Origin of the sequence: Enterobacter cloacae complex sp. ECL414 (genome assembly GCF_021869685.1) — a bacterium.
Taxonomy (GTDB): domain Bacteria; phylum Pseudomonadota; class Gammaproteobacteria; order Enterobacterales; family Enterobacteriaceae; genus Enterobacter; species Enterobacter kobei.
Map to the genome: position 1 here is coordinate 4,388,816 of NZ_CP091481.1, position 26,992 is coordinate 4,415,807.

Here is a 26,992-nt window from a genome sequence, read left to right on the forward strand (position 1 = left end):
ATTCCTCGTTTGTTTCTTTAGGCGTTCAGTTAAGTTACCCAGAGCGGGCGGCTTCTCTGAAGCGCCCGCCTGGTGACTAATACTCCGAAGGGATTACCAACGGTAGTGTGCGAACGCCTTGTTGGCTTCTGCCATACGGTGAACGTCTTCACGTTTCTTAACTGCAGTACCTTTGTTTTCTGCAGCATCAGAAAGTTCGTTCGCCAGACGCAGAGCCATGGATTTATCACCGCGTTTACGAGCAGCTTCAACGATCCAACGCATTGCCAGAGCATTACGACGAACCGGACGAACTTCAACTGGAACCTGATAAGTAGAACCACCAACGCGGCGGGACTTAACTTCTACAGTTGGGCGAACGTTGTCGAGAGCGACTTCGAAAGCTTCCAGTTCATTTTTACCAGAACGCTGAGCCAGGGTCTCAAGCGCGCTGTATACGATGGCTTCTGCAGTAGATTTTTTACCATCTACCATCAGGATATTTACAAATTTTGCCAGCAGTTCTGATCCGAACTTCGGATCTGGAAGAATTTTACGCTGACCAATGACGCGACGACGTGGCATGGGAATACTCCGTTGTTAATTCAGGATTGTCCAAAACTCTACGAGTTTAGTTTGACATTTAGATAAATCAGTTTGGCCTTACTTAACGGAGAACCATTAAGCCTTAGGACGCTTCACGCCGTACTTGGAGCGAGCCTGCTTACGGTCTTTAACACCTGAGCAGTCCAGCGCACCACGAACGGTGTGGTAACGAACACCCGGAAGGTCTTTAACACGACCGCCACGGATCAGGATCACGGAGTGCTCCTGCAGGTTGTGACCTTCACCACCGATGTAGGAAGTCACTTCGAAACCGTTAGTCAAACGCACACGGCATACTTTACGCAGTGCGGAGTTTGGTTTTTTAGGAGTGGTGGTATATACACGAGTACATACACCACGTTTCTGCGGGCAGGCTTCCAGCGCAGGCACGTTGCTCTTTGCAACTTTGCGTGCGCGTGGTTTGCGTACCAGCTGGTTAACTGTTGCCATTAAATAGCTCCTGGTTTTAGCTTTTGCTTCGTAAACACGTAATAAAACGACCTCATACAATATGAGGACGCGAAATTTTAGGGCTACGTCGAAAAGGTGTCAAGAAATATACAGCGATCTCGGATCACCAGTTCATTTGACTGGCGTGCGTCACAGTAAGATTGACGAAATCAGTATAGCCAACCACGTCAATTTTGGCTGAAATTTGACCAGAAAGACCTCGCGCGTCCAGATCGTCCTTCAGCGCAGAGACTGTTATGGGGGCATTCGTGAGAATTTCAACGAAACGGCTGCCTTCAAGCGCCGCGAGCACGCCGTCCTGAATGAGCAGCAAATCATCACCTTCGCGCAGCATGCTCAACAGTGTGTCGATATCACATTGCCACGGTGAGTGGCTCAGAATATGGAGCATGGCGGCCTCAGAACGTCAAAACGGTGTCGTAGTGGGAAAGGTGTTCACGCAGATCAGAGGAAGATAAGATCGTCACATCCAGCACAAAAGACGACTTATCACTCAAACCGCGCGCCGTTAAGGAGTCGGCACAGACATAGCAGGTTTCGATATCGTACAGCGGCAGCACTTTGAAGGTTGCGATGTAATCGCGCGCCAGGATGGCCTGCGGCTGTTGGCCCGCGAGCAGTTGAAACACCCCGTCCCCCAGAAAAAAGACGCCGATATCTTCTGTTAACGCCGATGTCGCAAGTAACGCATCCAGCCCTTCGCGGCCCGAGGCGCTACCGTGCGGCGCAGAAGTAAAAACAAATGCCACGCGGTTCATCAGAATTGCACCACTCTGTCGCAGGTTAACGCCGCCTGAGCCAGCGCGCCCAGACCACTCAACGAAAAGCCAGGCTGAAGGTTAGCGCCCGATAACCCCAGGCGATCGGCTTCGGTTGCATCCGTCACGCCGCGACGCAGTGCCGCCGCCACGCAGATGTTCAGCTCAACGCCCTGCTTTTCATTTAACGCCTGCCACGCGCGGACCAGATCAAACTCATCGCTCGCCGGTGACGTGAACTGGTTCGCGTTATACACCCCTTCCCGATAGAAAAAGACGCTCGCCAGTTCATGTCCGGCCGCCAGTAGCGCATGCGCAAACTGCAGCGCGCTGCTGGCCTGCTGAGTGCCGTACGCCGGGCCTGTCACCATTAACGCAAAACGCATTACTTGTCTTGCCCTACGAAGTCGCCGCTTTTGAACTGGCGGATGTAGAGGTAGACCGTATGCTTGGAGATATTCAGACGATCGGCCACCTGGTTAATGGCGTCTTTGATATCAAAAATCCCTTTCTCGTAGAGATTGAGTACGATCTGACGATTCTTGGCATTGTTCGAGACGTTGCGATCGGCATTGACCTCTTCAATCGTAAACTCAAGCGTTTGAGTCACCAGATCTTCTACGGAGGAGGCAAAGTTAACGGAGGAGCCAACGTCTGGCGTTTCAGGCGGAATAAAGGTGCTCATGATCTGCGAGAAAGGCACATCAAGGTTCATGTTGATGCACAGCAGTCCAATCACACGATGTTCGCGGTTTCGAATCGCGATAGTTTCTGATTTCATCAGCACGCCGCTTTTGGCGCGGGTGAAATAACATTTGGAGACGCTGCTGTCCGCGCCGGTCATGTCATGCAACATACGCAATGCAAGGTCGGTGATTGGCGAACCAATTTTACGGCCGGTATGCTCACCATTAGCAATGCGGATGGCGGAACACTTCAGATCTTGCAGGGAGTGCAATACGATTTCGCAGTGGGAACCAATGAGCATCGCTAACCCGTCCACCACCGCCTCATAGGATTTAAGAATATCGAAGTCGGTCTGGTCAAAAGGACGTTGATCCAGCAAATCAAGTTCACTGGTTTCGTTGGTTAAAAGCGACCTGGACATGAAAAAAACACTCCTTTTCAGGAGCCTGTCGTTAGGTTTTCAGGGCAGGCTCATTATCTACACGGACAACTAAATTAATACAGCGTACCAGACGCTTTCCAGTGTTAATTATATCTGCCCCGCAATAAAAAAACCGCCGCCTTAAAGGCGGCGGTTTTCATTACATTACTTCTTAGCGTCTGTCGCAGCTTTCTGATCTGCCTGCGCTTCCGGTTTCGCATCCGCTTTCGGTGCTGGTTTAATGTCCAGCAGCTCTACGTCGAAGACCAGCGTGGAGTTAGCCGGGATACCCGGAACGCCCGTTTTGCCGTAGGCCAGATCCGGTGGAATAACCAGCTTGATCTTGCCGCCTTTCTTGATGTTTTTCAGGCCTTCAGTCCAGCCAGGAATCACACCGTCCAGACGGAAGGAGAGCGGCTCACCGCGGGTGTAAGAGTTATCGAACTCTTTACCGTCGATCAGCGTACCTTTGTAGTTTACGACAACAGTATCGCTGTCTTTCGGCGCATCGCCGGTACCTTCTTTCTCAACTTTGTACACCAGGCCAGTAGAGGAGGTCTTCACACCCTTCTCTTTAGCAAAGGTATCGCGGTAGGCTTTGCCTTTCGCTTCGTTGTCTTTCGCGTCCGCTTCCATCTTGGTCTGAGCGGCACCCTTCACGCGTGCTTCGAACGCCTGCAGCGTCTGCTCAATTTCCTGGTCAGACAGCTTGCTCTTATCCGCAAATGCGTCTTGTACGCCTGCGATCAGCTGGGCTTTATCCAGTTTGATGCCCAGTTTCTCTTGTTCTTTCAGAGAGTTTTCCATGTAACGACCCAGAGATGCGCCCAGTGCGTAGGCGGATTTCTGGTCGTCATTTTTGAACGCCGCTTTGCTGTCTGCAGTGGCAGCAGGCTTCGCAGCAGTATCAGCAGCGAATGACAGCGGCGCGTTCAGCGCAACAGCCATCGTCGTCGCCAGCAGCGTTACTTTAAACAGTGATTTCATCCATATCTCCAGGGCCTGGGGACTCTCACCCCAGCGTTAAACGTAAATGAGTGACGTACTATAAAACGTTGCAGAAGAAATCTACAGACAGACACTCCCAATTCTCACCACTTTTCAGACTATTTTTGTTTAAATAAGTTTCTTGCCAGCGGGATAGAGACTGCACTTAAGGATAAACTCAGTTAAACTGCGCCGCCGCTGGACCATCAGGTAAATCAGACATAAACGAGGTGAATGATGAAGGATACAACGATAGAAGCGAGAATGGCTGAGCTGGAAAGCCGCCTGGCTTTTCAGGACATCACCATCGAAGAGCTAAACCAGACCGTCACAGCACATGAACTCGAAATGGCGAAACTGCGGGATCACATGCGTCTGCTGACGGAAAAGCTAAAGGCAACTCAGCCGTCAAACATTGCCTCTCAGTCTGAAGAGACACCACCACCTCATTATTGAGGCGTAAAAAAAGCGGGGTTCACCCGCTTTTTTATTTTCCGCTTAGCGGAATTAGTGGCAACCGCAGCCGCCGTTACCGCAACCACCTTTGCCATGGTCATGACCATGGTCGTGATCGTGGCCGTGACCACCGCAGCAGCCGTCGTGGCCGTGATCGTGGTCATGGTCGTGACCATGCGCACCGTGAACGTGACCATGAGCCAGCTCTTCTTCGGTCGCTTCACGGATCGCAACAACTTCTACGTTGAACTTCAGGTTCTGGCCAGCCAGCATGTGGTTGCCGTCAACCACAACGTGGTCGTCTTCAACTTCAGTGATTTCAACAGGCACTGGCCCCTGGTCAGTTTCAGCCAGGAAGCGCATGCCAACCTGCAGTTCGTCAACGCCCATGAACACGTCTTTAGGAACGCGCTGAACCAGGTTGTCATCATACTGACCGTAAGCGTCGTTCGCGCCGACAGCAACGTCGAATTTGTCGCCAACTTCATGACCTTCCAGCGCAGTTTCCAGGCCAGAAATCAGGGAACCGTGGCCATGCAGGTAGTCCAGCGGCGCACTCACCGGAGACTCATCAACCAACACACCGTCTTCTGTACGTACCTGATAGGCCAGGCTGACCACCAGGTCTTTTGCTACTTTCATGATATCTCCTGAGCGTGGGAAAATTGCTGGCGCAGATTGTAGCGGAAATCTGCACCCGTGTACCCTTTAGCTTAAAAAAACTCAGGGCATATCGCTAGTCCGGATGAAAAATGCCGATCACTTGCTCTTCTTTGCGAACATGATCGCGGGCCTCTTTATCGGCCTCACGCATCTGGTGACCACACTTAACACACTCAACGATATCAATATTATTTTCTCGCCACATCGCCAGAGTATCTTGCGCCTGGCAGGACGGGCATTTTGCACCTGCGATAAAGCGTTTACGGACAGCCATCTTTCGTTACCCTTTATTCAAATTCATCCCAGCCATCAAGCTGGCGTCGTTCCTGTTGCATCTCTCGCTGGAAGATCTCCTCCAGCTCGCGACGCGCTTCCCGCACGCGGGAGATCTGCGCCGTGTCGGTATGTACCGGCATCAGTTCGCGCAGCATTCGCATATCCAGCCGACGGAAGTGCATCTGGGCACGTTGCGCCTGATGAGGATGCATGCCCAGCGAGATCAACGCCTTACGGCCTAACTCCAGCGCACTGGAGAACGTCTCACGGGAGAAGTGTTTCACACCCGCCTGCAACAATTCGTGAGCTTCAACACGTCCCCGGGCACGCGCCAGTATATGCAGGTGCGGGAAGTGCTGTTGACACAGCTCCACCAGTTTCATCGTGTCTTCCGGATCGTTACAGGTGATCACGATGGACTCGGCGGCCTCAGCGCCCGCCGAGCGCAGCAGCTCAAGCTGGGTCGCGTCGCCGTAATAAACCTTGTAGCCATATTTACGCATCAGGTTAACCGCACTGATATCGCGTTCCAGCACCGTAATGCGCATCTTATTCGCCATCAACAGGCGACCAATCACCTGCCCGAAGCGGCCAAAGCCCACCACTATCACCTGGGGTTTATCGTCTTCTACCCATGGCGCTTCATCTTCATCGTCCGTCGGGTTTAAGCGGCGCGACAGCAGTTTATCCACCAGCTTCATCAGCAGCGGCGTGGTCATCATCGACAGCGTCACCGTCACCAGCAGCAGCGCCATCTGATCGTCCTTAAACAGCTTCTGAGAGGACGCGGCGGAAAACAGCACAAACGCGAACTCTCCCCCCTGGCTTAACACGCTGGCAAACTGCATACGTTCCGAACTGCGCAACCCGTAAATACGCGCCATGACGTACAGCACCAGCATTTTCACCGCCACCAGGATGGCGACGCTGACCACAACCCAGAGCAGATGGGTATAAAGCACACCGAGATTGAGCGCCATCCCCACCGAAATAAAGAACAACCCTAACAGGAGCCCTTTGAAGGGATCGATGGCAATTTCCAGTTCGTGACGATACTCGCTCTCCGCCAGCAGCACCCCGGCGATAAAAGTACCCAGCGCCATTGATAGCCCCAGCGCGTCCATAAACAGCGCCGAGCCAAGCACCAGCAACAGCGTCGCAGCGGTAAACACTTCACGCACGCCCGATGCGGCAATAAAGCGGAACACCGGACGCAACAGGAAGCGTCCGCCAATCAGCATGCCCGCAAAAGCCAGCACCTTCATGGAAATCTTTGCCCAGTCGAAGCTATCGTCGCCAGAACCCGCCAGCAGCGGCACCAGCGCCAGCGCCGGGATCACCGCTAAATCCTGAAACAGCAGCACCGAAAAGCCCAGCTGCCCGGCTTCATTGCGGTTCATCCCTTTGTCGCGCATCAGCTGCAACGCCATCGCCGTCGACGACATGGCGAGACCAATCCCGCCTATCACCGCGGCCTGCCAGGAAAAGTGGGTCAGCATTAGCAGGCCAGCCAGAATCGCGGCGCTGAACAACACCTGCGCGGCACCCACGCCAAAGATAGAGCGTCGGAGCTGCCACAATTTAGAGGGATTCAGTTCCAGACCGATGATGAACATCAGGAACACCACGCCTAGCTCGGAGAAATGGAGAATTTCATCCACATCGCTGATGAATCCCAGTCCCCAGGGACCAATGGCGATCCCCGCGAGCAAATATCCCAGTACCGCACCGATGCCGAGACGGGCGGCAAGCGGAACCGCGACGACGGCCGCAAATAAAAACAGTACCCCGGCGAGGAGCAAATTCGATCCTTCCATTAACGACCTCCTGCCGGAATCGGCGATGCCAGCCACTCGCCATAAGCTCTGGCGTGGCTGGCCAGTTCTTTCGGATCCTGACGCCGTGCCCAGTAGACAATGATCGGGCTCATCCAGTGCATACGGCACATCGCCGCCGTCAGCTCGAATGGCCGCAGGATATCGCTCATCGGATAACGGTTCAGCCCGTCGTGACGGTAAGCACTTTCGGGTTCACCGGTGGTGATCACGCTACGCCAGTACTTTCCCGCCAGCTGGTTTCCCCCCACCCCACTGGAGAAGCCGCGGCTCAGCACGCGGTCCAGCCACTCTTTCAGCAGTGCCGGACAGCTATAGGTGTAAAGCGGGTGTTGGAACACAATCACGTCATGCTGACGCAGCAGTTCCTGCTCGTACGGAATATCAATAAAGAAATCAGGATAGTGCGCGTAGAGATCGTGCACCGTAACGTTACTGAGCTGTGTGGCCGGCTTAAGCAGCACCCGGTTCGCCACCGAGTCCTGAGATTCCGGATGGGCATACAGCAGCAGCACTTTCGCTGTCTGAGACATCATTCCCCTCCCGGTCGTGTTTCTGTTTTTGTGTATCGTTGTTGTTTTGGGCTACCATGGCGGCCCGGTGCGGAAAATGGCCCACACCTTACATTATCATAATGACAAATTAACATAGTCGGAACATACGGCGCTTCTATGATTGTTTTCTCCTCGTTACAAATTCGTCGCGGCGTGCGCGTTCTGCTCGATAACGCCACTGCTACCATCAACCCGGGCCAAAAAGTGGGTCTGGTCGGCAAAAACGGCTGTGGCAAATCCACGCTGCTGGCGCTGCTGAAAAACGAGATTAGCGCGGATGGCGGAAGCTTTACTTATCCGGGAAACTGGCAGCTCGCCTGGGTGAACCAGGAGACGCCTGCCCTGAGCGAACCGGCCCTCGACTATGTTATCGACGGCGACCGTGAATACCGCAAACTCGAAGCGGAACTCCACGCCGCCAACGAGCGCAACGACGGTCACGCCATCGCCACCGTTCATGGCAAGCTGGACGCCATCGACGCGTGGACCATTCGCTCCCGCGCCTCCAGCCTGCTGCACGGCCTGGGCTTCAGCAATGAACAGCTGGAACGCCCGGTCAGCGACTTCTCCGGCGGCTGGCGTATGCGCCTCAACCTGGCGCAGGCGCTGATCTGCCGTTCTGATCTTTTGCTACTCGATGAACCGACTAACCACCTCGATCTCGATGCGGTTATTTGGCTGGAGAAGTGGCTTAAGAGCTATCAGGGCACTCTGATTCTGATCTCCCACGACCGCGACTTCCTCGATCCGGTGGTGGATAAAATCATTCATATCGAACAGCAAACGATGTTCGAATATACCGGCAACTACAGCTCTTTCGAGCGCCAGCGCGCGACGCGCCTGGCCCAGCAGCAGGCGATGTACGAAAGCCAGCAGCAGCGCGTGGCGCACCTGCAAAGCTTTGTGGATCGCTTTAAGGCCAAAGCCTCTAAAGCCAAGCAGGCCCAGAGCCGCATCAAGATGCTGGAACGCATGGAGATGATTGCCCCGGCGCACGTCGATAACCCGTTCCACTTCAATTTCCGCGAGCCGGAAAGCCTGCCGAATCCGCTGCTGAAAATGGAAAAAGTGAGCGCGGGCTATGGCGATCGCATTATTCTCGACTCCATTAAGCTCAACCTGGTGCCGGGCTCACGTATCGGTCTGCTGGGGCGTAACGGCGCCGGTAAATCAACGCTAATCAAACTCCTGGCGGGCGAACTTAACCCGGTCAGCGGCGAAATCGGCCTGGCGAAAGGCATTAAGCTTGGCTATTTCGCTCAGCATCAGCTGGAATTTTTACGCGCGGATGAATCGCCTATCCAGCACCTTGCGCGTCTGGCACCGCAGGAAATGGAGCAGAAGCTGCGCGATTACCTCGGCGGCTTCGGCTTCCAGGGCGATAAAGTCACCGAAAACACCGAGCGTTTCTCCGGCGGTGAAAAAGCCCGCCTGGTACTGGCGCTGATCGTCTGGCAGCGCCCGAACCTGCTGCTGCTCGATGAACCGACCAACCACCTGGATCTCGACATGCGTCAGGCGCTGACCGAAGCGCTGATTGAGTTCGAAGGCGCGCTGGTGGTGGTCTCGCACGATCGTCACCTGATCCGCTCCACCACAGACGATCTCTACCTGGTGCATGATGGCAAAGTTGAACCGTTCGACGGCGATCTGGAAGACTACCAGCAGTGGCTGACGGACGTGCAGAAGCAGGAAAACCAGCCGGATGAGTCGGCGAAAGACAACGCCAACAGCGCGCAGGCGCGTAAAGACCAGAAGCGCCGGGAAGCGGAGCTGCGCACCCAGACTCAGCCGCTGCGTAAAGAGATTGCCCGTCTGGAAAAAGAGATGGAGAAGCTCAACGCCACGCTTGCCACCGTTGAAGAGAAGCTGGGCGACAGCGGCCTGTACGATCAAAGCCGTAAAGCGGAGCTGACGGATTGCCTGCAAACGCAGGCAAAGACCAAATCGAGCCTCGAAGCGTGCGAAATGGCGTGGCTGGACGCGCAGGAACAGCTGGAAGCGATGCTGCAGGCCGACTAACACACCGGGAGGGTTATGCGTTTCGATATCACGAGCGAGATTACATTCCGCAAACTCAGCATCTTCATGACCTTCATGGAGAAAGGGAATATCGCCCGTACCGCCGAAACGCTCGGGCTGAGCGGTGTCAGCGTGCACCGCGCGCTGCACACGCTGGAAGAGAACGTGCGCTGCCCGCTTTTTACCCACAAGGGGCGCAATCTGATTGCGCTGCCTTCCGCCTGGACGCTGCTGGAATATTGCCAGGAAGTCATGCAGGTGATGGAGCGCGGGCTGGAAGAGTCGCGCAAAATCGCCGGTATCGGCCAGGGTCGGTTGCGCGTCGGTACGCTCTACTCGCTCACTCTGGAAACCGTACCGCGCCTGATTATGGGCATGAAATTACGCCGTCCGGATCTGGAGATGGATCTGACGATGGGCTCTAACGACACGTTGCTACACATGCTGGACGAAGGGTCGCTGGACGCCATATTGATCTCCATCTCCGAAAGCGATATCGACCGTAACAGCCTCGAAGTACTGCCCCTGTTTCACGACGACATTTTCCTTGCCGCGCCCGCGTCCGCCACGCTGAACGCCCATGGGCCAGCGGATCTTCGTGATTACAAACACCAGAAATTTGTCGCGCTGGCAGAAGGGTTCGCCACCTACGCCGGGTTCCAGGAAGCGTTCCACATCGCCGGATTCGAGCCGGAAATCGTCACGCGCGTGAATGACATTTTCTCTATGTTGAGCCTGGTGCAGGCGGGCGTCGGTTTTACGCTGATGCCGGGGAGGATGAAGAAAGTGTATGAGAACTCGGTGCAGCTATTGAAGCTGGCGGAACCGTACCAGATGCAGCAGCTGATTGCGATTGTATTTGCCCGCAACCGCGAGCAGGATCCGAGCCTGCGCGCACTGGCCGCCGAAGGGCGGATGTATGCGCGCAGCCTTCAGGAAGGTGCCTGATGTTATTGCCCGGTGGCGCTACGCTTACCGAGCCTACTCCCGGATTGTAGGCCCGGTAAGGCGCAGCCGCCACCGGGCGAAAAACCTACGCTCGAAGCCGCCCCGCCAGATGCACCGCCACATCCACCCCGCTGCGCTCCAGCGATATAGACTCCCCTTCCCACGCCGCCTGTCGCGTTAAGCAGGTCAGCACGCCGCCGGGCGGCATCTCAATAGCCAGTCGCGCGTCGCGTTCGTTGGCGGAAATGACTGCCTCCTGCCAGCGCACGGTGCGGGCCATATTCATCGCCAGATCGTCGGCGATCTTCTCCGGCTGCCACAGCACGCGGCCGGTGCTGCCGCTAAGATACGCTAAGCGTGGGCGAGAGAGCGTCACTTTTTCAAACGCCGCCACCAGCTTCTGCGCCGGCTCCTCCAGCAGCGCGCAGTGCGATGGTACGCTGACCGCCAGTCGTTTGGCCTTGCTCGCCCCTTTCGCCAGCGCGCGCTCGGCTACCTGCGCCATCCCGTCATCGCGTCCGGCGATCACAATCTGCGTTTCGGCGTTCAGGTTCGCGATATACGTGCCCGTGCCTTCGATAAGCTGTTCCACCTGCGACAGGGTCAACCCCATAATCGCCGTCAGGCCATAGCCGTGCGGATATGCCTGCTCCATTAAATCGCCACGCAGCGCGACCAGCCTAAGCGCGTCGGTGAAATCCAGCGCGCCCGCGATAACCGCCGCCGGGTATGCGCCAATGGACAGCCCGCTGACGATATCCGGCGTCACGCCGCGACGTTCAAGCTCGCGTGCCCAGGCCACGCCTGAAATCAACAGACAAAGTTGAACCGCGCGGGTGTGGCGTAACGAGGCTGCACTGTCCAGCGTATCGACTTCGCTTCCCAGTACCTTACGCGCCTGAGCCAACGCCGTTCCCGGCAGGTTATGCAGCATACCTTCATGCTGAGTGCCCTGCCCCGGAAAGGTAAACAGTATTTTCATTACTCCTCCCTGCGCCACGGGTCCGTTACCAGACGCGGTCCGCGGCGCGTTTTCAGCAGCGTTTTGCCGTCGCGCAGCCACTCCGCCAGCGCAAATCCCCCTTCGGGTGTATCGACCTGCGTATCCGCCCGGCACAATGCGCGGCTCAACTGCGACTGCCATGCGGTAAACGCATCAGGGGAAATCGGCTGAGGGGCGCGGATCACCAGGTCGAGATCGCTGTCGGCGTGGATAACCGGAATACCGGTCGCCAGCGCATAGCCAGTGCTGCCGGTAATGCCCCACGACCATGGCCACAGCTGCTGAGAAAGTTGTAGCGCCACCTGTACCGGTGGCTGCGTCACAAAGGGCGAGCGCAGCAGATCCGCCGTTACGCTCAGTGATTCGGGTGACACCACACGCGTTACGTGTTCTGGTTTCACCCATCCGGCCGCACGCTGGTCGCGGCGCAGGCCGCGCACGCCAACGGGAATACGGCCAGCGTTATCAACATCACGCCGCACTACGACCGGCAAACCGGTATGCCAGGCCGCCTCCACCCAGTCGTCGGTGATGCCTTCCAGCGCGTCTCGCGCGGTAAGCCAGATGAGGTCGTGGGGGCGTAATGTTATGGTCATGATTACATTCCTGAGGTCAGCGAGATAAACAGCGGCAGCGACAGGATACACAGTACGGAGCTTAACAGCAGCACGGCTTCCGCATCCGGAGACTGCACGCCAAAGCGGTTACCGAACACCACACCGAAGAAGCCCGCAGAAAGCGCAATCATCAGGATAGCGGTGATCGCCACGGAACCGTGCAGACCAAAGAGTAAAACGATACCCCAGGCAATCGCAGGCTGAATCAGCAGCTTGGCGATAGTTGACGTGATCACCATGGTGTTGATCTGCAGCTTACGGGCAGAGAGGATCACCCCGGTCAGGAACAGCGCTGCAGCGGTCGCGGACAGCCCCAGCGGTTTAATCGCCGCCAGCACCAGTTCCGGCATTTTGATACCGATGGCGGACAAAATGACACCCAGCAGCGGGCCCATCACGATCGGTTTTTTAATCGAACGCCACATCAGCACCGGCAGCATGGAGAGCGTTGAGCCAGAGTTATTCCCTTCGGTGCGCGCTTTTTCACGTTCCAGAATGAGCAGGCAGAACGGGGTCATCAGCACCGAACCGCAGGCGATGGAGACCGCAACAGACAGTGATGTCGATGAACCTTCACCCAGCACGCTGCCCAGAATAGGCAGGCCGAGCGCCGCATAGTTTGGCAGGGCGACGGTCAGCGTCAGCACGGCGGCATCCTGCGGCGATTTTTTAAAGACGCCGGTGGCGAGGAAGTAGATGGCCGCATAGGTTATCCACATCGCCAGGGTCAGTACCAGAATCAGCGGCGACTGGGCCACAATGCCGGTCCACGGCGTTTGCACGGTGGCGCTGAACAGCGCGGCAGGCAGTGCAAAATCCATCACGAAAATATTAAGCAGGGAAACGTTTTTGTTATCGACCATCTTTGCCTTACCGGCCCAGAATCCCAGCAGCATGATGACGAAAATCGGTGCAAGAGCATGAACAATTACGTAAGTCATAATTCACCTGTAGTAAAAAAGTTTAAGCACTGGCGCGATGATTATTATTTTCAGGATGCAGGTTCCCGCGCGGACGTAACGGTTACGTCCGCGGGGTCGTGCATCTGGCAGGTCTCTTTTTACTTACCAGCTTGCCCGCATGCGTTCGCGTACGAGGGCAGAGCTGCGGCGGTTGTCAGCACCCAGACGATTGTTCAGCGTGGTGTCCTGACGAGCGTCACTGATGGCCTGTTGCAGGGTGGTTTTCACCTGCGCCAGATCGTTATCGGAGGGGGCATCCGGGTTGCTGATGTCCAGCAGGTTTGAAAGCAACCCCAGGGTGGCGTAGTTGCTGATGTCATAGGCCATCGGCGGAATGGTGGCCGCCAGTTTTTCCAGCGCGTCGACGGTTCGCAACGTAATGCGCGCCGCAGACTCTTTACCCATCGCGTGGATCAACACCCCTTTATCGTTGAAAGCAATCAGGCGATTAGCCTGGTAGCCATGCGCCAGAAATGCGCCGGACATCGCTTTACCGACGATAAGCCCAATCACCGGATGACCGGCCAGACGCGCATTCGCATACGCGGCGGCAGCCCCCGCCAGCGCCTGGTGGATACCAAACGCCTCTTCGCGACGGCCATAGGCTTGGCTTGGGACGTCAATTACCGCCACAATCGGACGCTTCACGGACTTACTGGCATCCTCAGCCACGGTTTCGCTCACCACTTTCGCCAGCGTCCAGCCCTCCAGCAGACCAACTTCCCCTTTCGCCGCGCGCGGGAAATGGTTGTGGGCATCCGGCACCACGGCAACAAAACGCACCGCTTCACCGTTCAGTTCGCCGTCTGCCGCCTGCACGGACGGGCAAAGCCCTTCCACACGTTTTGCATTCGGCGCGAGCAGAGTCATCCAGAGTTCGCCACGACTTATTGCGTTAGTCATCATTTCACCTCCCGGGCAAAAAGCGCGTTAATTTGTTCGGCATCGGCCTGTTTGCGGGTGTCGAAATTCGTCAGACGGTTCAGGTAATCGTCGTAGTTATCGGTGCGGTGTTTCGCGGGTACGCCCCTGGCAATCGCGTCGTTCATCGCCGCTTTCACCGCGTTGATACCGTCACCGACCAGCGCGTCAACCAGCCCGCTTTGATAGCGCACTTCGCCACCGGTCATGCTCCAGATAAACGGACGGTCTCGGGAGTCGTACTCTTCAATCCCCGCTTCCTGCTCGATGACCTGCGGACCGTTCAGTCCGAGACGCGCTTCGCGGGTCACAATCAGGTAGCTGCACAGCGCCGCCGCGATGGACATCCCACCGAAGCAGCCCACGGTCCCTGCGACAATCCCGATAACGGGCGTGTAACGACGCAGGTCAACAATCGCCGCGTGGATATCGGCAATGGCGGCCAGACCCAGGTTCGCCTCCTGCAGACGAACGCCGCCGGTTTCGAGGCACAGCACAGCCTGAGTCGGAATGCCGTTGCGGTTATCTTCTGCCGCCAGCTCCAGCGCCGCCGCCATTTTGGCACCGGACACTTCACCCATGCTGCCGCCCTGGAACGCACCTTCAATGGCGACCACAACGGCTGGCTGACCGTTGATCGTGCCTTTCGCCACCACCATGCCGTCGTCCGCCTGCGGAACAATGCCCTGTGGCCCAAGCCACGGAGAGATAATGCCTTCAAACGGATCCAGCAGTTCGCGATAGCTACCCTCATCGAGCAGGGCCTGCGCACGCTGGCGTGCTTTCAATTCGATAAAGCTGCTGTCATCACGCATGGCTCACCCCCTCAAAAACCTGTTCGATACGAATGCGAGCCACGCCCGGCGTCGCGCCGAAATCATGAATGGTCAGTTTTCCTGCTGGCAGGCTACTGACCGTTTGCAGGCGGTTGAACAGTGCCTCCCAGCGACCCCGGCTGTTGTCGACGGAGGTGGTGATATCAATGGTTAACGTCTGGCCCGGTTCGGCGGTGAAGAGCACCTCCATATCCCCGGAACCGACTACCCCTGCCAGGGCCCTGCCGCTTAACGCGCGGCTGGCTGGCACGGTCAATGTGATTTTTTCCATAACATCCTCTTAATGCTTTGAATAAGGCGTTTCGACGCGATCGAGAAACAGCGTGGCAGCAAGCAGGTCAGCAGCGCCGCCTGGGGAGGCGTTTAGCACCAGCATCTGACGGTCTAAGTTAGCCAGCGCCTGCTGGCCTGCAGCCGTTGCACAACCTCCGGCGTTCAGTACCGCACGGGCACCGTCCTGCATGGCGTCCAGCCCCTCCAGCCCGGCGCGCGACAGCACGCAGGTGTCGGTAAGCGACGTCATGATCGCCATCAGCGCGTCAAGCCTGGCGTGCGTTTCACTGCTGCCGTTGAGACGGCTCAGGCGAAGCTGCGGCAACGCGCGCTGCATAATGTGCGGGAACGCCTGCTGAGCCTCTTCGCGTGCACCCGGTACGCGGTAGCGGTGCGTGGCGCGAAGGCCTTTGCTGAACACTTTCGGCGCCGCCTCGTCAGGGAGTTTCGCCAGCTGCGCGGCAGTGCGGGCGACGTCGTGCGCCCTGGCTTCCCCGCCCAGCATCGCCACCGCGCTGACCAGCAACCCCAGCGCCCAAATCGCGCCGCGATGGGTGTTTACGCCACACGTTGCAGCCATCATCTGCTGCTCGCCTTCGCGACCAAGACGGCCAACGGTTTGCCGAAGCGCAATATCTGCCGGACGCAGCCAGCTTTGCTGCGCCAGCGCCTGAAACGTCGGGGTCAGGCTGCGCGCGGAGCGCTCCATCAGCGCAAGGGATAAATCGTGGTGCGCACCGTTCCCCCGACTGTCCACCAGACCGGGTTTCGGGCTTAATCGTGCTTCGTCAATCAGACACTGCGTGGCGGTTCGCGCCAGCCATTCGGCACCGCCTTCAACCTGAATCTGGGGCAGAAGTTTCATTACCAGCTCCGGAATTTCGCAGGTGGGTTGTACAGACCGCCGGACCATTCAACGAGGTCTGACACGCTGCCCGCCGCCAGCAGAGAGCGGGTGGCGTCGGTGCGGCGAATACCCATATCTTCCGGATAAACAACCTTGCCGCTCTGGCGCAGTTCCGCCACGCGTTTAGCATCCACGCCCAGGCCGATATCGGTAATCCCCGCCACAGCGGCGACCATGGCACGACGCTCCTCAAGATCTTTGGCGCGATAGAGGTAAGCAATCCCCTCTTCCGTCAGCACGTGCGTCACGTCGTCGCCGTATATCATGACCGGCGCCAGAGGCATCCCGGACGCTTTTGCCACGTCAACAGCATCAAGCTTTTCCACAAAGGTCGGCTTTACGCCCGCCTGGAAGGTTTCCACCATCTGCACGACCAGTTTTTTACCGCGCTGCATCGGGTCAGGTTCGGTGATCATGTTCAGCCAGGCCGGTGTAGCGTGGCGACGACCATGTGGGTCGTGCCCCATGTTTGGCGCACCGCCGAAGCCGGAAAGACGACCGCGTGTCACCGTTGAGGAGTTGGCGTAACCATCAACCTGCAGAGTTGAGCCGATAAACATATCGACCGCATACTGACCGGCCAGCTGACAGAACGCACGGTTGGAACGCATGGAGCCGTCGGCACCGGTAAAGAAGATGTCCGGACGGGCGCGGATGTACTCTTCCATCCCCAGCTCGCCGCCGAAGCAGTGCACGCTTTCCACCCAGCCGCTTTCAATTGCCGGGATCAGCGTTGGGTGCGGGTTCAGGGTCCAGTGCTTACAGATTTTGCCCTTCAGGCCGAGCTGTTCGCCGTAGGTCGGCAGCAGCAGTTCAATCGCTGCGGTGTTAAAACCGATCCCGTGGTTGAGGGACTGCACCTGATGTTCCGCGTAGATGCCCTTAATCGCCATCATCGCCATCAGGATGTGTTCCTGTTTGATCAGTCGCGGATCACGGGTAAACAGCGGTTCGATAAAGAATGGCTTGTCGGCAACGACAACATAGTCAATCCAGGAGCCCGGAATATCGACGCGCGGCAGGTCGCATTCGTCGTCCACCAGTTCATTCACCTGCGCAATCACAATCCCGTCGTGGAAGGCCGCGGCTTCCACCAGTGCCGGAGTATCTTCGGTGCTCGCCCCGGTGTAGAGGTTGCCTTTGCGGTCTGCTTTAAACCCCGCAATCAGCGCCACGTTGGGCGAGAGGTCGACGTAGAGGCGTGAATAGAGCTCGATATAGGTATGGATAGCGCCGATTTCGAGCTGACCATCTTCCAGCAGCTGGGAGATTCGCAGGCTCTGCGTCCCGGAGAAGGAGAAGTCCAGCTTGCGGGCGATGCCTTTCTCAAAGATATCCAGATGCTCGCTACGGCCGACGCTCGGCATGATCATATGCAGATCGTGGACAATTTGCGGGTTCACTTCAGCCAGCGAGCGTGAAAGGAAATCGGCCTGCTTCTGGTTGTTACCTTCCAGAACGACCTTATCGCCAGGGGCGATCAGTTTTTCCAGCATGGCGACAAGGTCGCCGGTTGGCAGTACCTTGCCCTGCACCGGTACGGACGCCAGACGACGCGCTTTTTCGCTGCGTCGCGTGTTCCATTGCCGGGTGGGTGTTTGCCCAGATAACATTATTAACCTCCTGATTCAGCTAATCATTTTGATTTGCTTAACGTTGAGTAAAGTGTGCGCTCTGGTGGGAAAGGCATCAATTAAGCGTAGAGCGGAATCATTAGCCTGAGAGTAATAATCACGGTAAAGATTTGTGATCGGGATCAGTTCATGTTTCGGAAAACCAGGCTAAACGGGGTACAATTCGGAAAGTATCGTTAATTTCCGACAAGAATCAGCATCGCGCTTATGACCCAAATCATTCCAACAGACTTCGACATTGCAGCCGAAGACAGCACCGAGTTCGTGCCCATGCGCGGTGTGTCCAACTGCCATTTGCAGACCATGCTGCCACGGCTGATCCGCCGTAAGGTTCAGTTCACGCCGCACTGGCAGCGGCTTGACCTGCCAGACGGTGATTTTCTGGATCTCGCCTGGAGCGAAGACCCCGAGCAGGCACGTCATAAGCCGCGTCTGGTGGTTTTTCATGGTCTGGAAGGGAGTCTGCACAGCCCTTATGCGCATGGATTGATTGAGGCGGCAAAAGCGCGCGGCTGGCTCGGGGTGGTGATGCATTTTCGTGGCTGCAGCGGCGAGCCAAATCGTCAGAAACGCATCTATCACTCGGGTGAAACCGAAGACGGAACCTGGTTTTTACACTGGCTGCGGGAAAACTATGGCACCGTGCCAACGGCGGCCGTGGGGTATTCGCTGGGCGGAAATATGCTCGCCTGCCTGCTGGCCAAAGAGGGCGACAGCGTACCGCTCAATGCCGCAGTGATTGTCTCCGCGCCGTTTATGCTGGAGCAGTGCAGCTACCATATGGATAAAGGGTTTTCCCGCGTCTATCAGCGCTATCTGCTCAACCTGCTGAAAGCCAACGCCGCACGTAAGCTGAAGGCTTACCCGGATACCCTGCCGGTCAGCCTGCGCCAGCTGAAAAAGGTGCGCCGCATTCGTGAATTCGACGATCTGATCACCGCAAAAATTCACGGCTTCGCCGATGCGATCGACTATTACCGTCAGTGCAGCGCCATGCCGTTGCTCAGCAAAATCACCCAGCCGACGCTGATTATTCACGCCAAAGATGACCCCTTTATGGATCATCACTCTATTCCCGCGCAGGAATTCCTTCCCGACAATGTTCACTATCAGTTGACTGAACATGGCGGCCACGTTGGGTTTATTGGCGGGACGCTGCGCCGCCCGAAAATGTGGCTGGAGGCGCGTATTCCTGACTGGCTTACTCCTTATCTGGACGGTGCAAAATGATCATCCCCTGGCAGGATCTGTCTCCCGAAACGCTCGATAATCTGATTGAAAGCTTTGTATTACGTGAAGGCACCGATTATGGTGAACATGAACGCTCACTCGAGCAGAAGGTCAACGATGTAAAACGCCAGCTGAAAAGCGGCGACGTGGTGCTGGTGTGGTCAGAACTGCATGAGACGGTCAATATCATGCCCCGCAACGCGTTTCACGGCTGACCTTCCAACACTTTCAGTCAGGGAGTTGCTATGTCTGCCAGACATCCCATTATTGCCGTTACGGGGTCGAGTGGTGCGGGAACGACCACCACCAGCCTCGCGTTTCGTAAGATTTTCGCCCAACTGAATCTCCGGGCGGCGGAGGTCGAAGGCGACAGTTTTCACCGCTATACGCGACCTGAAATGGACATGGCGATCCGTAAGGCGCGCGATCTGGGTAAACACATCAGCTATTTCGGTCCCGAAGCCAATGACTTTGGCCTTCTTGAGCAAACCTTCCTGGAGTACGGTCAGAGCGGCAAAGGGCAGTCGCGTAAGTATCTGCATACCTATGATGAAGCTGTGCCGTGGAATCAGGTGCCGGGCACCTTTACCCCCTGGCAGCCGCTGCCGGAACCCACCGATGTGCTGTTTTATGAGGGATTACACGGCGGCGTAGTCACCCCACAGCATGACGTGGCGCGCCATGTGGATCTGCTGGTCGGCGTGGTGCCTATCGTGAACCTGGAGTGGATCCAGAAGCTGACGCGCGACATGAGCGAGCGCGGCCATTCGCGCGAAGCGGTGATGGATTCGGTGGTGCGCTCCATGGAAGACTACATCAACTACCTCACGCCACAGTTCTCCCGCACGCACATTAACTTCCAGCGCGTGCCGACGGTGGACACCTCTAACCCGTTCGCGGCGAAAACCATCCCGTCGCTGGACGAGAGCTTTGTGGTGATCCATTTCCGCAATCTCGAAGGCATTGATTACCCCTGGCTGCTGGCGATGCTGCAGGGCTCGTTTATTTCGCACATGAATACGTTAGTGGTACCAGGCGGAAAAATGGGGCTGGCGATGGAGCTCATCATGACGCCACTGGTGGAGCGGTTGATGGAAGGGAAGCAGATTGCGTGAGTTGTTCTGCCCGGTGGCGCTGCGCTTACCGGGCCTGGGTTCATGCTTTTGTAGGGCGGGTCAGCGAAGCGCCACCCGCCAAAAGATTAAGCCTCGATCACTTCATACGAATGCGTGATTTTTACCGCTTTCTCCAGCATTAACGCCACAGAGCAGTATTTTTCCGCAGACAGATCCACAGCACGCGAAACCGCCGCGTCTTTCAGCGCTTTACCGGTGACCACAAAGTGCAGATTAATGTGGGTGAACAGGCGTGGCGCCTCTTCGCGACGTTCTGAGGTGAGTTTAACCTCGCAATCCGTCACGTCATGACGACCTTTTTGCAGAATCGACACAACGTCAATCGCGCTGCATCCACCCGCCGCCATCAGCACCATTTCCATTGGGCTGGGGGCTTTATCGCCGGAGTTACCGTCCATCAAAATCTGGTGCCCTGACGCGGATTCGCCCAGGAACGTTAAACCTTCAACCCATTTCACGCGCGCTTGCATATTCTTTAACTCCAACGTTGCATTTTCGGTGACAGATTACGCGTGCGTTACATTTCTCGCAACGGAAGGCGACCTGCATCATGCTGAAGCGAGACACCAGGAGACACGCGGCGAAAGCTATGCTAAAACACTCAGGATGCTACAGTAATACATTGACGTTACACATGTATGCAGAGGACATCAAACTTTACTGGCTGCGAAACGTTACGACAGCCGACTTCCCAGGGTATGGGTAAGAATTCGATTGCAACCCCAGAGTCCGGATGCATCTGATGACTCTGGTGACAGCTTATAACAGAGGATAACAGCGCATGGTGCTTGGCAAACCGCAAACAGACCCGACTCTCGAATGGTTCTTGTCTCATTGCCACATTCATAAGTACCCATCGAAGAGCACGCTGATTCACCAGGGTGAAAAAGCGGAAACGTTGTATTACATCGTCAAAGGCTCGGTGGCAGTGCTGATCAAAGATGAGGAAGGGAAAGAGATGATCCTTTCTTATCTGAACCAGGGCGATTTTATCGGTGAACTGGGCCTGTTTGAAGAAGGCCAGGAACGTAGCGCCTGGGTTCGTGCAAAGACAGCATGTGAAGTGGCTGAAATTTCTTACAAGAAATTCCGTCAGTTGATTCAGGTAAACCCTGACATCCTGATGCGTCTTTCTTCCCAGATGGCGCGTCGTCTGCAGGTCACATCCGAGAAAGTGGGTAACCTCGCCTTCCTGGACGTCACCGGTCGTATCGCGCAGACCCTGCTGAACCTGGCGAAACAGCCAGACGCCATGACCCACCCGGACGGCATGCAAATTAAAATTACCCGTCAGGAAATTGGTCAGATCGTCGGTTGCTCCCGCGAAACGGTGGGTCGTATCCTGAAAATGCTGGAAGATCAGAACCTGATCTCAGCCCACGGTAAAACCATCGTGGTCTACGGAACGCGTTAATTCCGCTCAAACGGCGTGCCATCGCAAGGTGTCACGCCGTTTTTGTCTCTATTCCCCATGTGGCGCAGGCTGATCTATCACCCGGAAGTTAATTACGCACTGCGACAAACGCTGGTGTTGTGCCTTCCTGTGGCCGTGGGCCTGATTCTGGGACATCTCCAGCAGGGTCTGCTGTTTTCTCTCGTTCCCGCCTGCTGCAACATCGCCGGTCTGGACACGCCGCATAAACGCTTTTTCAAACGCCTGATCGTTGGCGGTTCGCTGTTTGCTGGCTGTAGCCTCGCCGTGCAGCTTTTACTGGCGCGCGATATTCCGCTGCCGCTGATCCTGACCGTACTGGCGATGAGCCTCGGTGTTACCGCAGAAATCAGTTCCCTGCACGCCCGCCTGCTTCCCGCTTCACTGATTGCCGCCATCTTCACCCTGAGCCTCGCCGGGAATATGCCGGTGTGGGAGCCGCTGCTGATCTACGCCCTCGGCACGTTGTGGTACGGGCTGTTTAACTGGTTCTGGTTCTGGCTGTGGCGGGAACAGCCGCTGCGTGAATCTCTGAGCCTGTTGTATGTCCAGCTTGCGGATTACTGCGAAGCCAAATACACCTTGCTGACCCAGCATACCGACCCGGAAAAATCCTTACCGCCGCTGCTGACGCGCCAGCAAAAGGTGGTGGATCTGATAAGCCAGTGCTATCAGCAGCTGCATATGCTCGCCGCCAACAAGAATCACGAATATAAACGCCTGCTGCGCACCTTCCAGGTGGGGCTGGATCTGCAGGAGCATATCTCCGTGAGCCTTCATCACCCACAAGAGGTGCAAAAGCTGGTCGAGCGCAGCCACGCCGAGGCGGTGATCCGCTGGAATGCGCAGACCGTCTCCGCGCGCCTGCGGGTGCTGGCGGACGACATTCTCTATCACCGCTACCCCACGCGCTTTAACATGGATAAACAGCTCGGCGCGCTGGAGAAAATTGCTCGTCAGCATCCGGATAACCCGGTCGGCCAGTTTGCCGCCTGGCACTTCAGCCGCATTGCCCGCGTGCTGCGCACCCAGCGCCCGCTGTATCCCCGCGACCTGATGGCGGATAAGCAAAAACGTCTGCCGCTCCTGCCAGCACTCAGAAGCTATCTCTCTCTTAAGTCTTCTGCCCTGCGCAATGCCGCGCGGATTAGCGTTATGCTCAGTATCGCCAGCCTGATGGGCATGGCGCTGCATCTGCCGAAACCGTACTGGATCTTAATGACCGTGCTGTTTGTCACCCAGAACGGCTACGGCGCCACGCGGGTACGTATTCTGCACCGGGCAGGCGGCACAATGGCGGGGCTGATTATTGCGGGCGTAACGCTACACTTCCACGTTCCCGAGGGGTATACCCTGGCTGGGATGCTGGTGATTACGCTGGTGAGTTACCTGATTATCCGCAAAAACTACGGCTGGGCGATGGTGGGCTTTACGGTGACGGCGGTATATACCCTTCAGCTGCTTACGCTAAACGGCGAACAGTTTATCGTTGCCCGCCTGATCGATACGCTGATTGGCTGCCTGATCGCCTTTGGTGGCATGGTCTGGCTGTGGCCGCAGTGGCAAAGCGGATTGCTGCGCCAGAACGCCCACGACGCGCTGGAGGCTGACCAGCAGGCCATTCGTCTGATCCTGAGCGACGACCCGCAGCCCTCCCCGCTGGCGTATCAGCGGATGAAAGTTAATCAGGCGCACAATGCCCTGTTTAACTCGCTCAACCAGGCGATGCAGGAGCCAGGCTTTAACGCGCACTATCTGGCGGACATGAAGCTCTGGGTCACGCACAGCCAGTTTATCGTCGAGCATATTAACGCCATGACCACCCTGGCGCGCGAGCACACGATGCTAACGCCGGATCTGGCGCAGCGTTATTTGCAGTCGTGTGAAATCGCCCTGCAGAGGTGTCAGCAGCGTCTGGAGTATGACGCGCCGGGTGAGTCGGGGGATTCGAACATTCTGGAAGCGCCGGAAACGCTGACCCACGGGCCGATGAGCACCCTGGAGCAGCATTTGCAGCGCGTGCTGGGCCACCTGAACACCATGCACACCATTTCGTCGGTGGCATGGCGTCAGCGTCCGCATCATGGCATTTGGTTAACGCGCCGGTTAAAACGAACCGAGTATTAGCCTTTAACGATCTTCGCCACCGCCGCGGCAAAGCGGGTTAACCCGTCTTCAATGTCTTTCTCTTCCACCACCAGCGACGGTGCGAAACGCATCACGTCTGGCCCCGCATTCAGCACCATTACCCCTTCGTGGGCGGCAGCATGCAGAAAATCGCGGGCGCGGCCTTTGTACTGTGGCGTGAGCTCGGCACCGATCAGCAGACCCATGCCACGGATTTCGCTGAACACATCATACTGATCATTGATCTTTTGCAGATGTTTTACGAACAGCTCACGCTTCGCATTCACGCCGTTCAGCACTTCTGGGGTATTGATGAGATCAAATGCCGCCCCCGCCACGGCGCTCGCCAGCGGGTTACCGCCATAGGTTGAGCCGTGCGAACCGACATGGAACGCAGAGGCGATCTCCTGAGTCGTCAGCACCGCACTCACCGGGAAACCACCGCCGAGCGCTTTGGCACTGGTCAAAATATCCGGCGTCACACCGTAGTGCATATAAGCGAACAGATCGCCGGTACGTCCCATTCCGCACTGCACTTCATCAAACACCAGCAGCGCCTGATGCTCATCACACAGCGCGCGCAGCCCTTGCAGGAATTCCGGGGTGGCCGCCGTCACGCCGCCTTCGCCCTGAATTGGCTCCACGACTACCGCGCAGGTGTGGTCGTCCATCACCGCTTTCACCGCATGCAGATCGTTAAACGGCACATGGACGATGTCGGCCGGTTTTGGGCCAAAGCCGTCGGAATACTTCGGCTGGCCGCCGACGGAGACGGTAAAGAACGAGCGCCCGTGGAAGGCGTTGTGGAAGGCGATGATTTTGGTTTTGTACGGGCTGTGACGCGTCGTCGCGTAATAGCGCGCCAGCTTAAAGGCGGTTTCGTTGGCTTCGGTGCCGGAGTTCATAAACAGCACACGCTCGGCAAACGTGGCATCAATGATTTTGCGGCCCAGACGCAGCGCCGGCTCGTTGGTGAATACGTTACTGGTGTGCCACAGGGTTTCGCCCTGGGTTTTCAGCGCCTCCACCAGCGCAGGATGGCAATGACCCAGCGCCGTGACCGCAATACCGCCCGCGAAATCCACATACTCTTTTCCCTGCTGATCCCAAACGCGGCTGCCTTTCCCCTTAACCGGGATAAACTCAGCCGGTGCATAAATCGGCAGAATCACTTCATCGAATGTTGCGCGGGTAATTGCTGGTTGTTCAGTTGCCATGTCATGCCCATCCATTTTATGTCACATTGATTGTGAAAATATAATCACAAAATATGCATAAAAAATCACAGCAAGGCAACAGATATTCAGCGATGGAAGAAATTAGCCAGCAGGTCATGCCCTTGCTCGCTAAGGATACTTTCCGGATGGAATTGCACGCCCTCAAGATCCCACTCGCGGTGGCGAATCCCCATGATCTCCTGCGTATCGCTCCAGGCGGTCACCTCAAAGCAGTCTGGCAGCGTCGGCGGGTCAATCACCAGCGAATGGTAGCGCGTCACGGTTAAGGGATTATTGAGCCCCGTGAATACCCCGGTACCGGTATGCGTGACCGGCGACGTTTTTCCGTGCATCACTTTCGCGGCACGCACGATGGTGGCGCCGAATACCTGGGCAATGGCCTGATGGCCCAGGCAGACGCCCAGAATGGGCAGCTTGCCTGCATAGTGCCGGATAACATCCAGAGACACGCCCGATTCCGACGGCGTGCAGGGGCCGGGTGAAATCACAATTTTCTGCGGAGCCAGCGTCGCAATATCGGCCAGAGTCACGTCGTCGTTACGGCGGACAACCACCTCTGCTCCCAGCTCACAAAAATACTGGTAAAGGTTCCAGGTGAAGGAATCGTAGTTATCAATCAGCAGAATCATGGCGGCTCCCGAAAAAAATGCCGCCCTATTCTACTCAGATTCCCGCGCTTCGCTCACTACTTTGGCAAAGACAGCGTTCAGCGCAGTCAAATCGCCCGTGGCGCCGCTTCGGTTCGCCGCCACCCACTGCTCGGGATCGATACCCCGCCAGTCCAGCATATACCCGGCATGAATGGCCAGCTGCTCAAAGAAGACCCGTTGGGCAATACCATTGCCGCTCATAAAAGGATGCAGCATATTGATTTCACAGTAGTAGTGACTAACTCTGTTCACAAAGGTTTCTTTCTGAAGACCCACCAGATACTTTTCGCTTTCCAGGTCCGCCATCAATTCATTGCCCATCTTCTCGATGTACTCGAAGTGGCAGAAAGGAATGTCACCTTTAAAAATATCGTCGGTACGGTATTCGCCCGCCCGCTTCAGCTCTTTGCGATACAGATGGCGGTGAATAAGGCAAAGATGGGGTAAACCGGGCGCGGAAGGCCCGAGCTCCAGCGTCTCAATATGGGGTTCTGAAGGACCATGACCTTTTTCAAGGAGACAACTGGCCTGAAGATTGACGTTACGCTGCTGCTCCCAAATACGGGATTTTTGCTTGTCGGTGAGTTTTTTCACTTAACGCCTCCCTGAATAGTCCGTTTGCCACAAGTATAAGCAGCAAAACGCGCTTTCGCAGGGAGGGGGCATTACACGGGCGAGCGCCGCCCGTGTCAAAGAGGGTTACGGCAGTACTTTTGCGGAGAGGATCACGACCGGTTTGGACGGCACATTCTGGTACGGGCCGACGTCATGAGTAGGAACCTGAGAAATCTTATCCGCCACGTCCATCCCTTTCACAATTTTACCGAAGACCGCGTAACCGAAGTCACGCTGGCCATGGTCGAGAAAGGCGTTATCCGCCACATTGAGGAAGAACTGGCTGGTGGCGCTGTCTTTATCCGCCGTACGTGCCATGGAAATCGTGCCGCGCTTGTTCAGCAAGCCGTTGTCCGCTTCGTTTTTGATCGGCGGGTTCGGCTGCTTCTGCTGCATCTGCTCGTTGAAACCGCCGCCCTGAATCATGAAGCCAGGGATCACGCGGTGGAAAGTGGTGTTGTTATAAAAACCACTGTTCACATAGTCGAGGAAGTTTTTCACGGAAACCGGAGCTTTCTGGCTATTCAGTTCCAGCTCAATATTCCCGGCAGAGGTGGTCAGCAGAACGTGAGGGTCCCCTTTGGCTGCCAGCGCAGCAGGGGAAACGGCAGAAAGAGCAAACACAGCTGCGACAGCCGCCAGTGTTGATTTGAGCATGAGAATTCCTTAACAAAGCGCAGTATAAAAAGCGAATGGCTTGATTCTAAAGAGCAGTATGAACGGAGACCAGCCTTTTACCTAATTTTAC

The 26,992-nt window shown here is 56.5% G+C and carries 32 protein-coding genes; 8 read left to right on the top strand and 24 right to left on the bottom strand.

Annotated elements, in window-relative coordinates:
* Nucleotides 1-93 precede the first annotated feature (93 nt).
* The 7 genes from rpsG to fkpA all read right to left on the bottom strand — a co-directional run bounded on the left by rpsG (nt 94) and on the right by fkpA (nt 3,909).
* Entirely contained in the window at nt 94-564 is a 471-nt protein-coding gene (rpsG, locus tag L3068_RS21245) for a 30S ribosomal protein S7 (protein ID WP_003861706.1), read from the bottom strand.
* Between the two features lie 96 nt (nt 565-660).
* A complete protein-coding gene (gene rpsL / locus L3068_RS21250) occupies nt 661-1,035 on the bottom strand; it encodes a 30S ribosomal protein S12 (protein ID WP_000246815.1) in 375 nt (124 codons plus the stop codon).
* A gap of 124 nt (nt 1,036-1,159) precedes the next feature.
* Nucleotides 1,160-1,447, bottom strand: a complete 288-nt coding sequence (gene tusB, locus L3068_RS21255; RefSeq protein ID WP_014885486.1) for a sulfurtransferase complex subunit TusB — start codon at nt 1,445-1,447, stop codon at nt 1,160-1,162.
* Nucleotides 1,448-1,454: 7 nt separating this feature from the next.
* Nucleotides 1,455-1,814 (bottom strand): sulfurtransferase complex subunit TusC, encoded by a 360-nt coding sequence (gene tusC / locus L3068_RS21260; protein WP_117581762.1) that lies wholly within the window; start codon nt 1,812-1,814, stop codon nt 1,455-1,457.
* Nucleotides 1,814-2,200, bottom strand: a complete 387-nt coding sequence (gene tusD / locus L3068_RS21265; RefSeq protein ID WP_023337892.1) for a sulfurtransferase complex subunit TusD — start codon at nt 2,198-2,200, stop codon at nt 1,814-1,816. The genes tusC and tusD overlap by 1 nt, the downstream gene beginning before the upstream one ends.
* Nucleotides 2,200-2,922 carry a helix-turn-helix transcriptional regulator gene (locus L3068_RS21270; protein ID WP_014885489.1) on the bottom strand — a complete coding sequence of 241 codons (723 nt, stop codon included), beginning with the start codon at nt 2,920-2,922 and terminating at the stop codon, nt 2,200-2,202. The genes tusD and L3068_RS21270 overlap by 1 nt, the downstream gene beginning before the upstream one ends.
* Before the next feature lie 165 nt (nt 2,923-3,087).
* Nucleotides 3,088-3,909, bottom strand: coding sequence for an FKBP-type peptidyl-prolyl cis-trans isomerase (gene fkpA / locus L3068_RS21275; protein ID WP_023331457.1), 822 nt, complete (start codon nt 3,907-3,909; stop codon nt 3,088-3,090).
* Nucleotides 3,910-4,146: 237 nt separating this feature from the next.
* On the opposite strand from fkpA, the gene L3068_RS21280 reads away from it, so the two are divergent.
* Nucleotides 4,147-4,365 (top strand): protein SlyX, encoded by a 219-nt coding sequence (locus tag L3068_RS21280; protein ID WP_008503009.1) that lies wholly within the window; start codon nt 4,147-4,149, stop codon nt 4,363-4,365.
* Between the two features lie 51 nt (nt 4,366-4,416).
* Here the strand turns inward: L3068_RS21280 and slyD are convergent, their stop codons facing one another.
* The 4 genes from slyD to kefG form a co-directional block, all read right to left on the bottom strand.
* The gene (slyD, locus tag L3068_RS21285) at nt 4,417-5,007 is read right to left on the bottom strand and encodes a peptidylprolyl isomerase (protein WP_014885491.1); all 591 of its coding nucleotides are present in this window, start codon (nt 5,005-5,007) and stop codon (nt 4,417-4,419) included.
* Between the two features lie 94 nt (nt 5,008-5,101).
* Nucleotides 5,102-5,302 (bottom strand): YheV family putative zinc ribbon protein, encoded by a 201-nt coding sequence (locus L3068_RS21290; protein WP_003861689.1) that lies wholly within the window; start codon nt 5,300-5,302, stop codon nt 5,102-5,104.
* A gap of 13 nt (nt 5,303-5,315) precedes the next feature.
* Nucleotides 5,316-7,121 carry a glutathione-regulated potassium-efflux system protein KefB gene (gene kefB / locus L3068_RS21295; RefSeq protein ID WP_014885492.1) on the bottom strand — a complete coding sequence of 602 codons (1,806 nt, stop codon included), beginning with the start codon at nt 7,119-7,121 and terminating at the stop codon, nt 5,316-5,318.
* Nucleotides 7,121-7,672, bottom strand: coding sequence for a glutathione-regulated potassium-efflux system ancillary protein KefG (kefG, locus tag L3068_RS21300; RefSeq protein WP_014885493.1), 552 nt, complete (start codon nt 7,670-7,672; stop codon nt 7,121-7,123). The genes kefB and kefG overlap by 1 nt, the downstream gene beginning before the upstream one ends.
* Before the next feature lie 138 nt (nt 7,673-7,810).
* Between kefG and L3068_RS21305 the strand changes: the two genes are divergently transcribed.
* On the top strand, nt 7,811-9,715 hold the full coding sequence (locus L3068_RS21305) for an ABC transporter ATP-binding protein (protein WP_023331460.1): 1,905 nt from the start codon (nt 7,811-7,813) through the stop codon (nt 9,713-9,715).
* Nucleotides 9,716-9,730: 15 nt separating this feature from the next.
* On the top strand, nt 9,731-10,663 hold the full coding sequence (locus L3068_RS21310; protein ID WP_117581764.1) for a LysR family transcriptional regulator: 933 nt from the start codon (nt 9,731-9,733) through the stop codon (nt 10,661-10,663).
* 85 nt (nt 10,664-10,748) lie between these two features.
* Here L3068_RS21310 and mdcH read toward each other — a convergent pair whose 3' ends face one another.
* The 8 genes from mdcH to mdcA all read right to left on the bottom strand — a co-directional run bounded on the left by mdcH (nt 10,749) and on the right by mdcA (nt 17,795).
* Nucleotides 10,749-11,645, bottom strand: a complete 897-nt coding sequence (mdcH, locus tag L3068_RS21315) for a malonate decarboxylase subunit epsilon (protein WP_117581766.1) — start codon at nt 11,643-11,645, stop codon at nt 10,749-10,751.
* The gene (locus L3068_RS21320; protein ID WP_058690263.1) at nt 11,645-12,262 is read right to left on the bottom strand and encodes a malonate decarboxylase holo-ACP synthase; all 618 of its coding nucleotides are present in this window, start codon (nt 12,260-12,262) and stop codon (nt 11,645-11,647) included. The genes mdcH and L3068_RS21320 overlap by 1 nt, the downstream gene beginning before the upstream one ends.
* Before the next feature lie 2 nt (nt 12,263-12,264).
* Nucleotides 12,265-13,224, bottom strand: coding sequence for an AEC family transporter (locus L3068_RS21325; RefSeq protein WP_023331468.1), 960 nt, complete (start codon nt 13,222-13,224; stop codon nt 12,265-12,267).
* 123 nt (nt 13,225-13,347) lie between these two features.
* A complete protein-coding gene (gene mdcE, locus L3068_RS21330; RefSeq protein WP_014885502.1) occupies nt 13,348-14,148 on the bottom strand; it encodes a biotin-independent malonate decarboxylase subunit gamma in 801 nt (266 codons plus the stop codon).
* Entirely contained in the window at nt 14,148-14,981 is an 834-nt protein-coding gene (locus tag L3068_RS21335) for a biotin-independent malonate decarboxylase subunit beta (protein ID WP_014885503.1), read from the bottom strand. Before L3068_RS21335 ends, mdcE begins: the two co-directional genes overlap by 1 nt.
* Nucleotides 14,974-15,273 carry a malonate decarboxylase acyl carrier protein gene (gene mdcC, locus L3068_RS21340; RefSeq protein ID WP_014885504.1) on the bottom strand — a complete coding sequence of 100 codons (300 nt, stop codon included), beginning with the start codon at nt 15,271-15,273 and terminating at the stop codon, nt 14,974-14,976. Before mdcC ends, L3068_RS21335 begins: the two co-directional genes overlap by 8 nt.
* A 9-nt stretch (nt 15,274-15,282) precedes the next feature.
* Complete coding sequence (locus L3068_RS21345; protein WP_045281917.1) at nt 15,283-16,140, bottom strand: triphosphoribosyl-dephospho-CoA synthase; 858 nt, start codon at nt 16,138-16,140, stop codon at nt 15,283-15,285.
* The gene (gene mdcA, locus L3068_RS21350) at nt 16,140-17,795 is read right to left on the bottom strand and encodes a malonate decarboxylase subunit alpha (RefSeq protein WP_014885506.1); all 1,656 of its coding nucleotides are present in this window, start codon (nt 17,793-17,795) and stop codon (nt 16,140-16,142) included. The genes L3068_RS21345 and mdcA overlap by 1 nt, the downstream gene beginning before the upstream one ends.
* Nucleotides 17,796-18,023: 228 nt before the next feature.
* Between mdcA and L3068_RS21355 the strand changes: the two genes are divergently transcribed.
* From L3068_RS21355 to L3068_RS21365, 3 genes are read left to right on the top strand one after another with little or no spacing between them, the layout of a single operon-like run.
* Nucleotides 18,024-19,046, top strand: a complete 1,023-nt coding sequence (locus L3068_RS21355) for a hydrolase (RefSeq protein ID WP_023331471.1) — start codon at nt 18,024-18,026, stop codon at nt 19,044-19,046.
* On the top strand, nt 19,043-19,261 hold the full coding sequence (locus L3068_RS21360) for a YheU family protein (protein WP_003861664.1): 219 nt from the start codon (nt 19,043-19,045) through the stop codon (nt 19,259-19,261). Before L3068_RS21355 ends, L3068_RS21360 begins: the two co-directional genes overlap by 4 nt.
* Before the next feature lie 30 nt (nt 19,262-19,291).
* A complete protein-coding gene (locus L3068_RS21365; protein ID WP_014885508.1) occupies nt 19,292-20,161 on the top strand; it encodes a phosphoribulokinase in 870 nt (289 codons plus the stop codon).
* Between the two features lie 86 nt (nt 20,162-20,247).
* Here the strand turns inward: L3068_RS21365 and L3068_RS21370 are convergent, their stop codons facing one another.
* Nucleotides 20,248-20,652 (bottom strand): OsmC family protein, encoded by a 405-nt coding sequence (locus L3068_RS21370; RefSeq protein WP_014885509.1) that lies wholly within the window; start codon nt 20,650-20,652, stop codon nt 20,248-20,250.
* A gap of 311 nt (nt 20,653-20,963) precedes the next feature.
* Here L3068_RS21370 and crp point away from each other — a divergent pair, with 311 nt between their 5' ends.
* Together crp and L3068_RS21380 are read left to right on the top strand one after the other, a co-directional pair.
* Nucleotides 20,964-21,596: a cAMP-activated global transcriptional regulator CRP gene (gene crp, locus L3068_RS21375; protein ID WP_000242758.1), complete on the top strand. Its 633-nt coding sequence runs from the start codon at nt 20,964-20,966 to the stop codon at nt 21,594-21,596.
* 57 nt (nt 21,597-21,653) lie between these two features.
* Complete coding sequence (locus L3068_RS21380) at nt 21,654-23,741, top strand: YccS/YhfK family putative transporter (protein ID WP_023331472.1); 2,088 nt, start codon at nt 21,654-21,656, stop codon at nt 23,739-23,741.
* Here the strand turns inward: L3068_RS21380 and argD are convergent.
* The 4 genes from argD to ppiA all read right to left on the bottom strand — a co-directional run bounded on the left by argD (nt 23,738) and on the right by ppiA (nt 26,901).
* Entirely contained in the window at nt 23,738-24,958 is a 1,221-nt protein-coding gene (argD, locus tag L3068_RS21385) for a bifunctional acetylornithine/succinyldiaminopimelate transaminase (RefSeq protein WP_023331473.1), read from the bottom strand. The two genes, L3068_RS21380 and argD, sit on opposite strands and share 4 nt — an antisense overlap.
* Before the next feature lie 86 nt (nt 24,959-25,044).
* A complete protein-coding gene (pabA, locus tag L3068_RS21390; protein WP_117581768.1) occupies nt 25,045-25,608 on the bottom strand; it encodes an aminodeoxychorismate synthase component 2 in 564 nt (187 codons plus the stop codon).
* A gap of 30 nt (nt 25,609-25,638) precedes the next feature.
* Complete coding sequence (locus L3068_RS21395) at nt 25,639-26,223, bottom strand: putative adenosine monophosphate-protein transferase Fic (protein WP_014885513.1); 585 nt, start codon at nt 26,221-26,223, stop codon at nt 25,639-25,641.
* 105 nt (nt 26,224-26,328) lie between these two features.
* Nucleotides 26,329-26,901, bottom strand: a complete 573-nt coding sequence (gene ppiA, locus L3068_RS21400; protein WP_014885514.1) for a peptidylprolyl isomerase A — start codon at nt 26,899-26,901, stop codon at nt 26,329-26,331.
* Nucleotides 26,902-26,992: the final 91 nt, after the last annotated feature.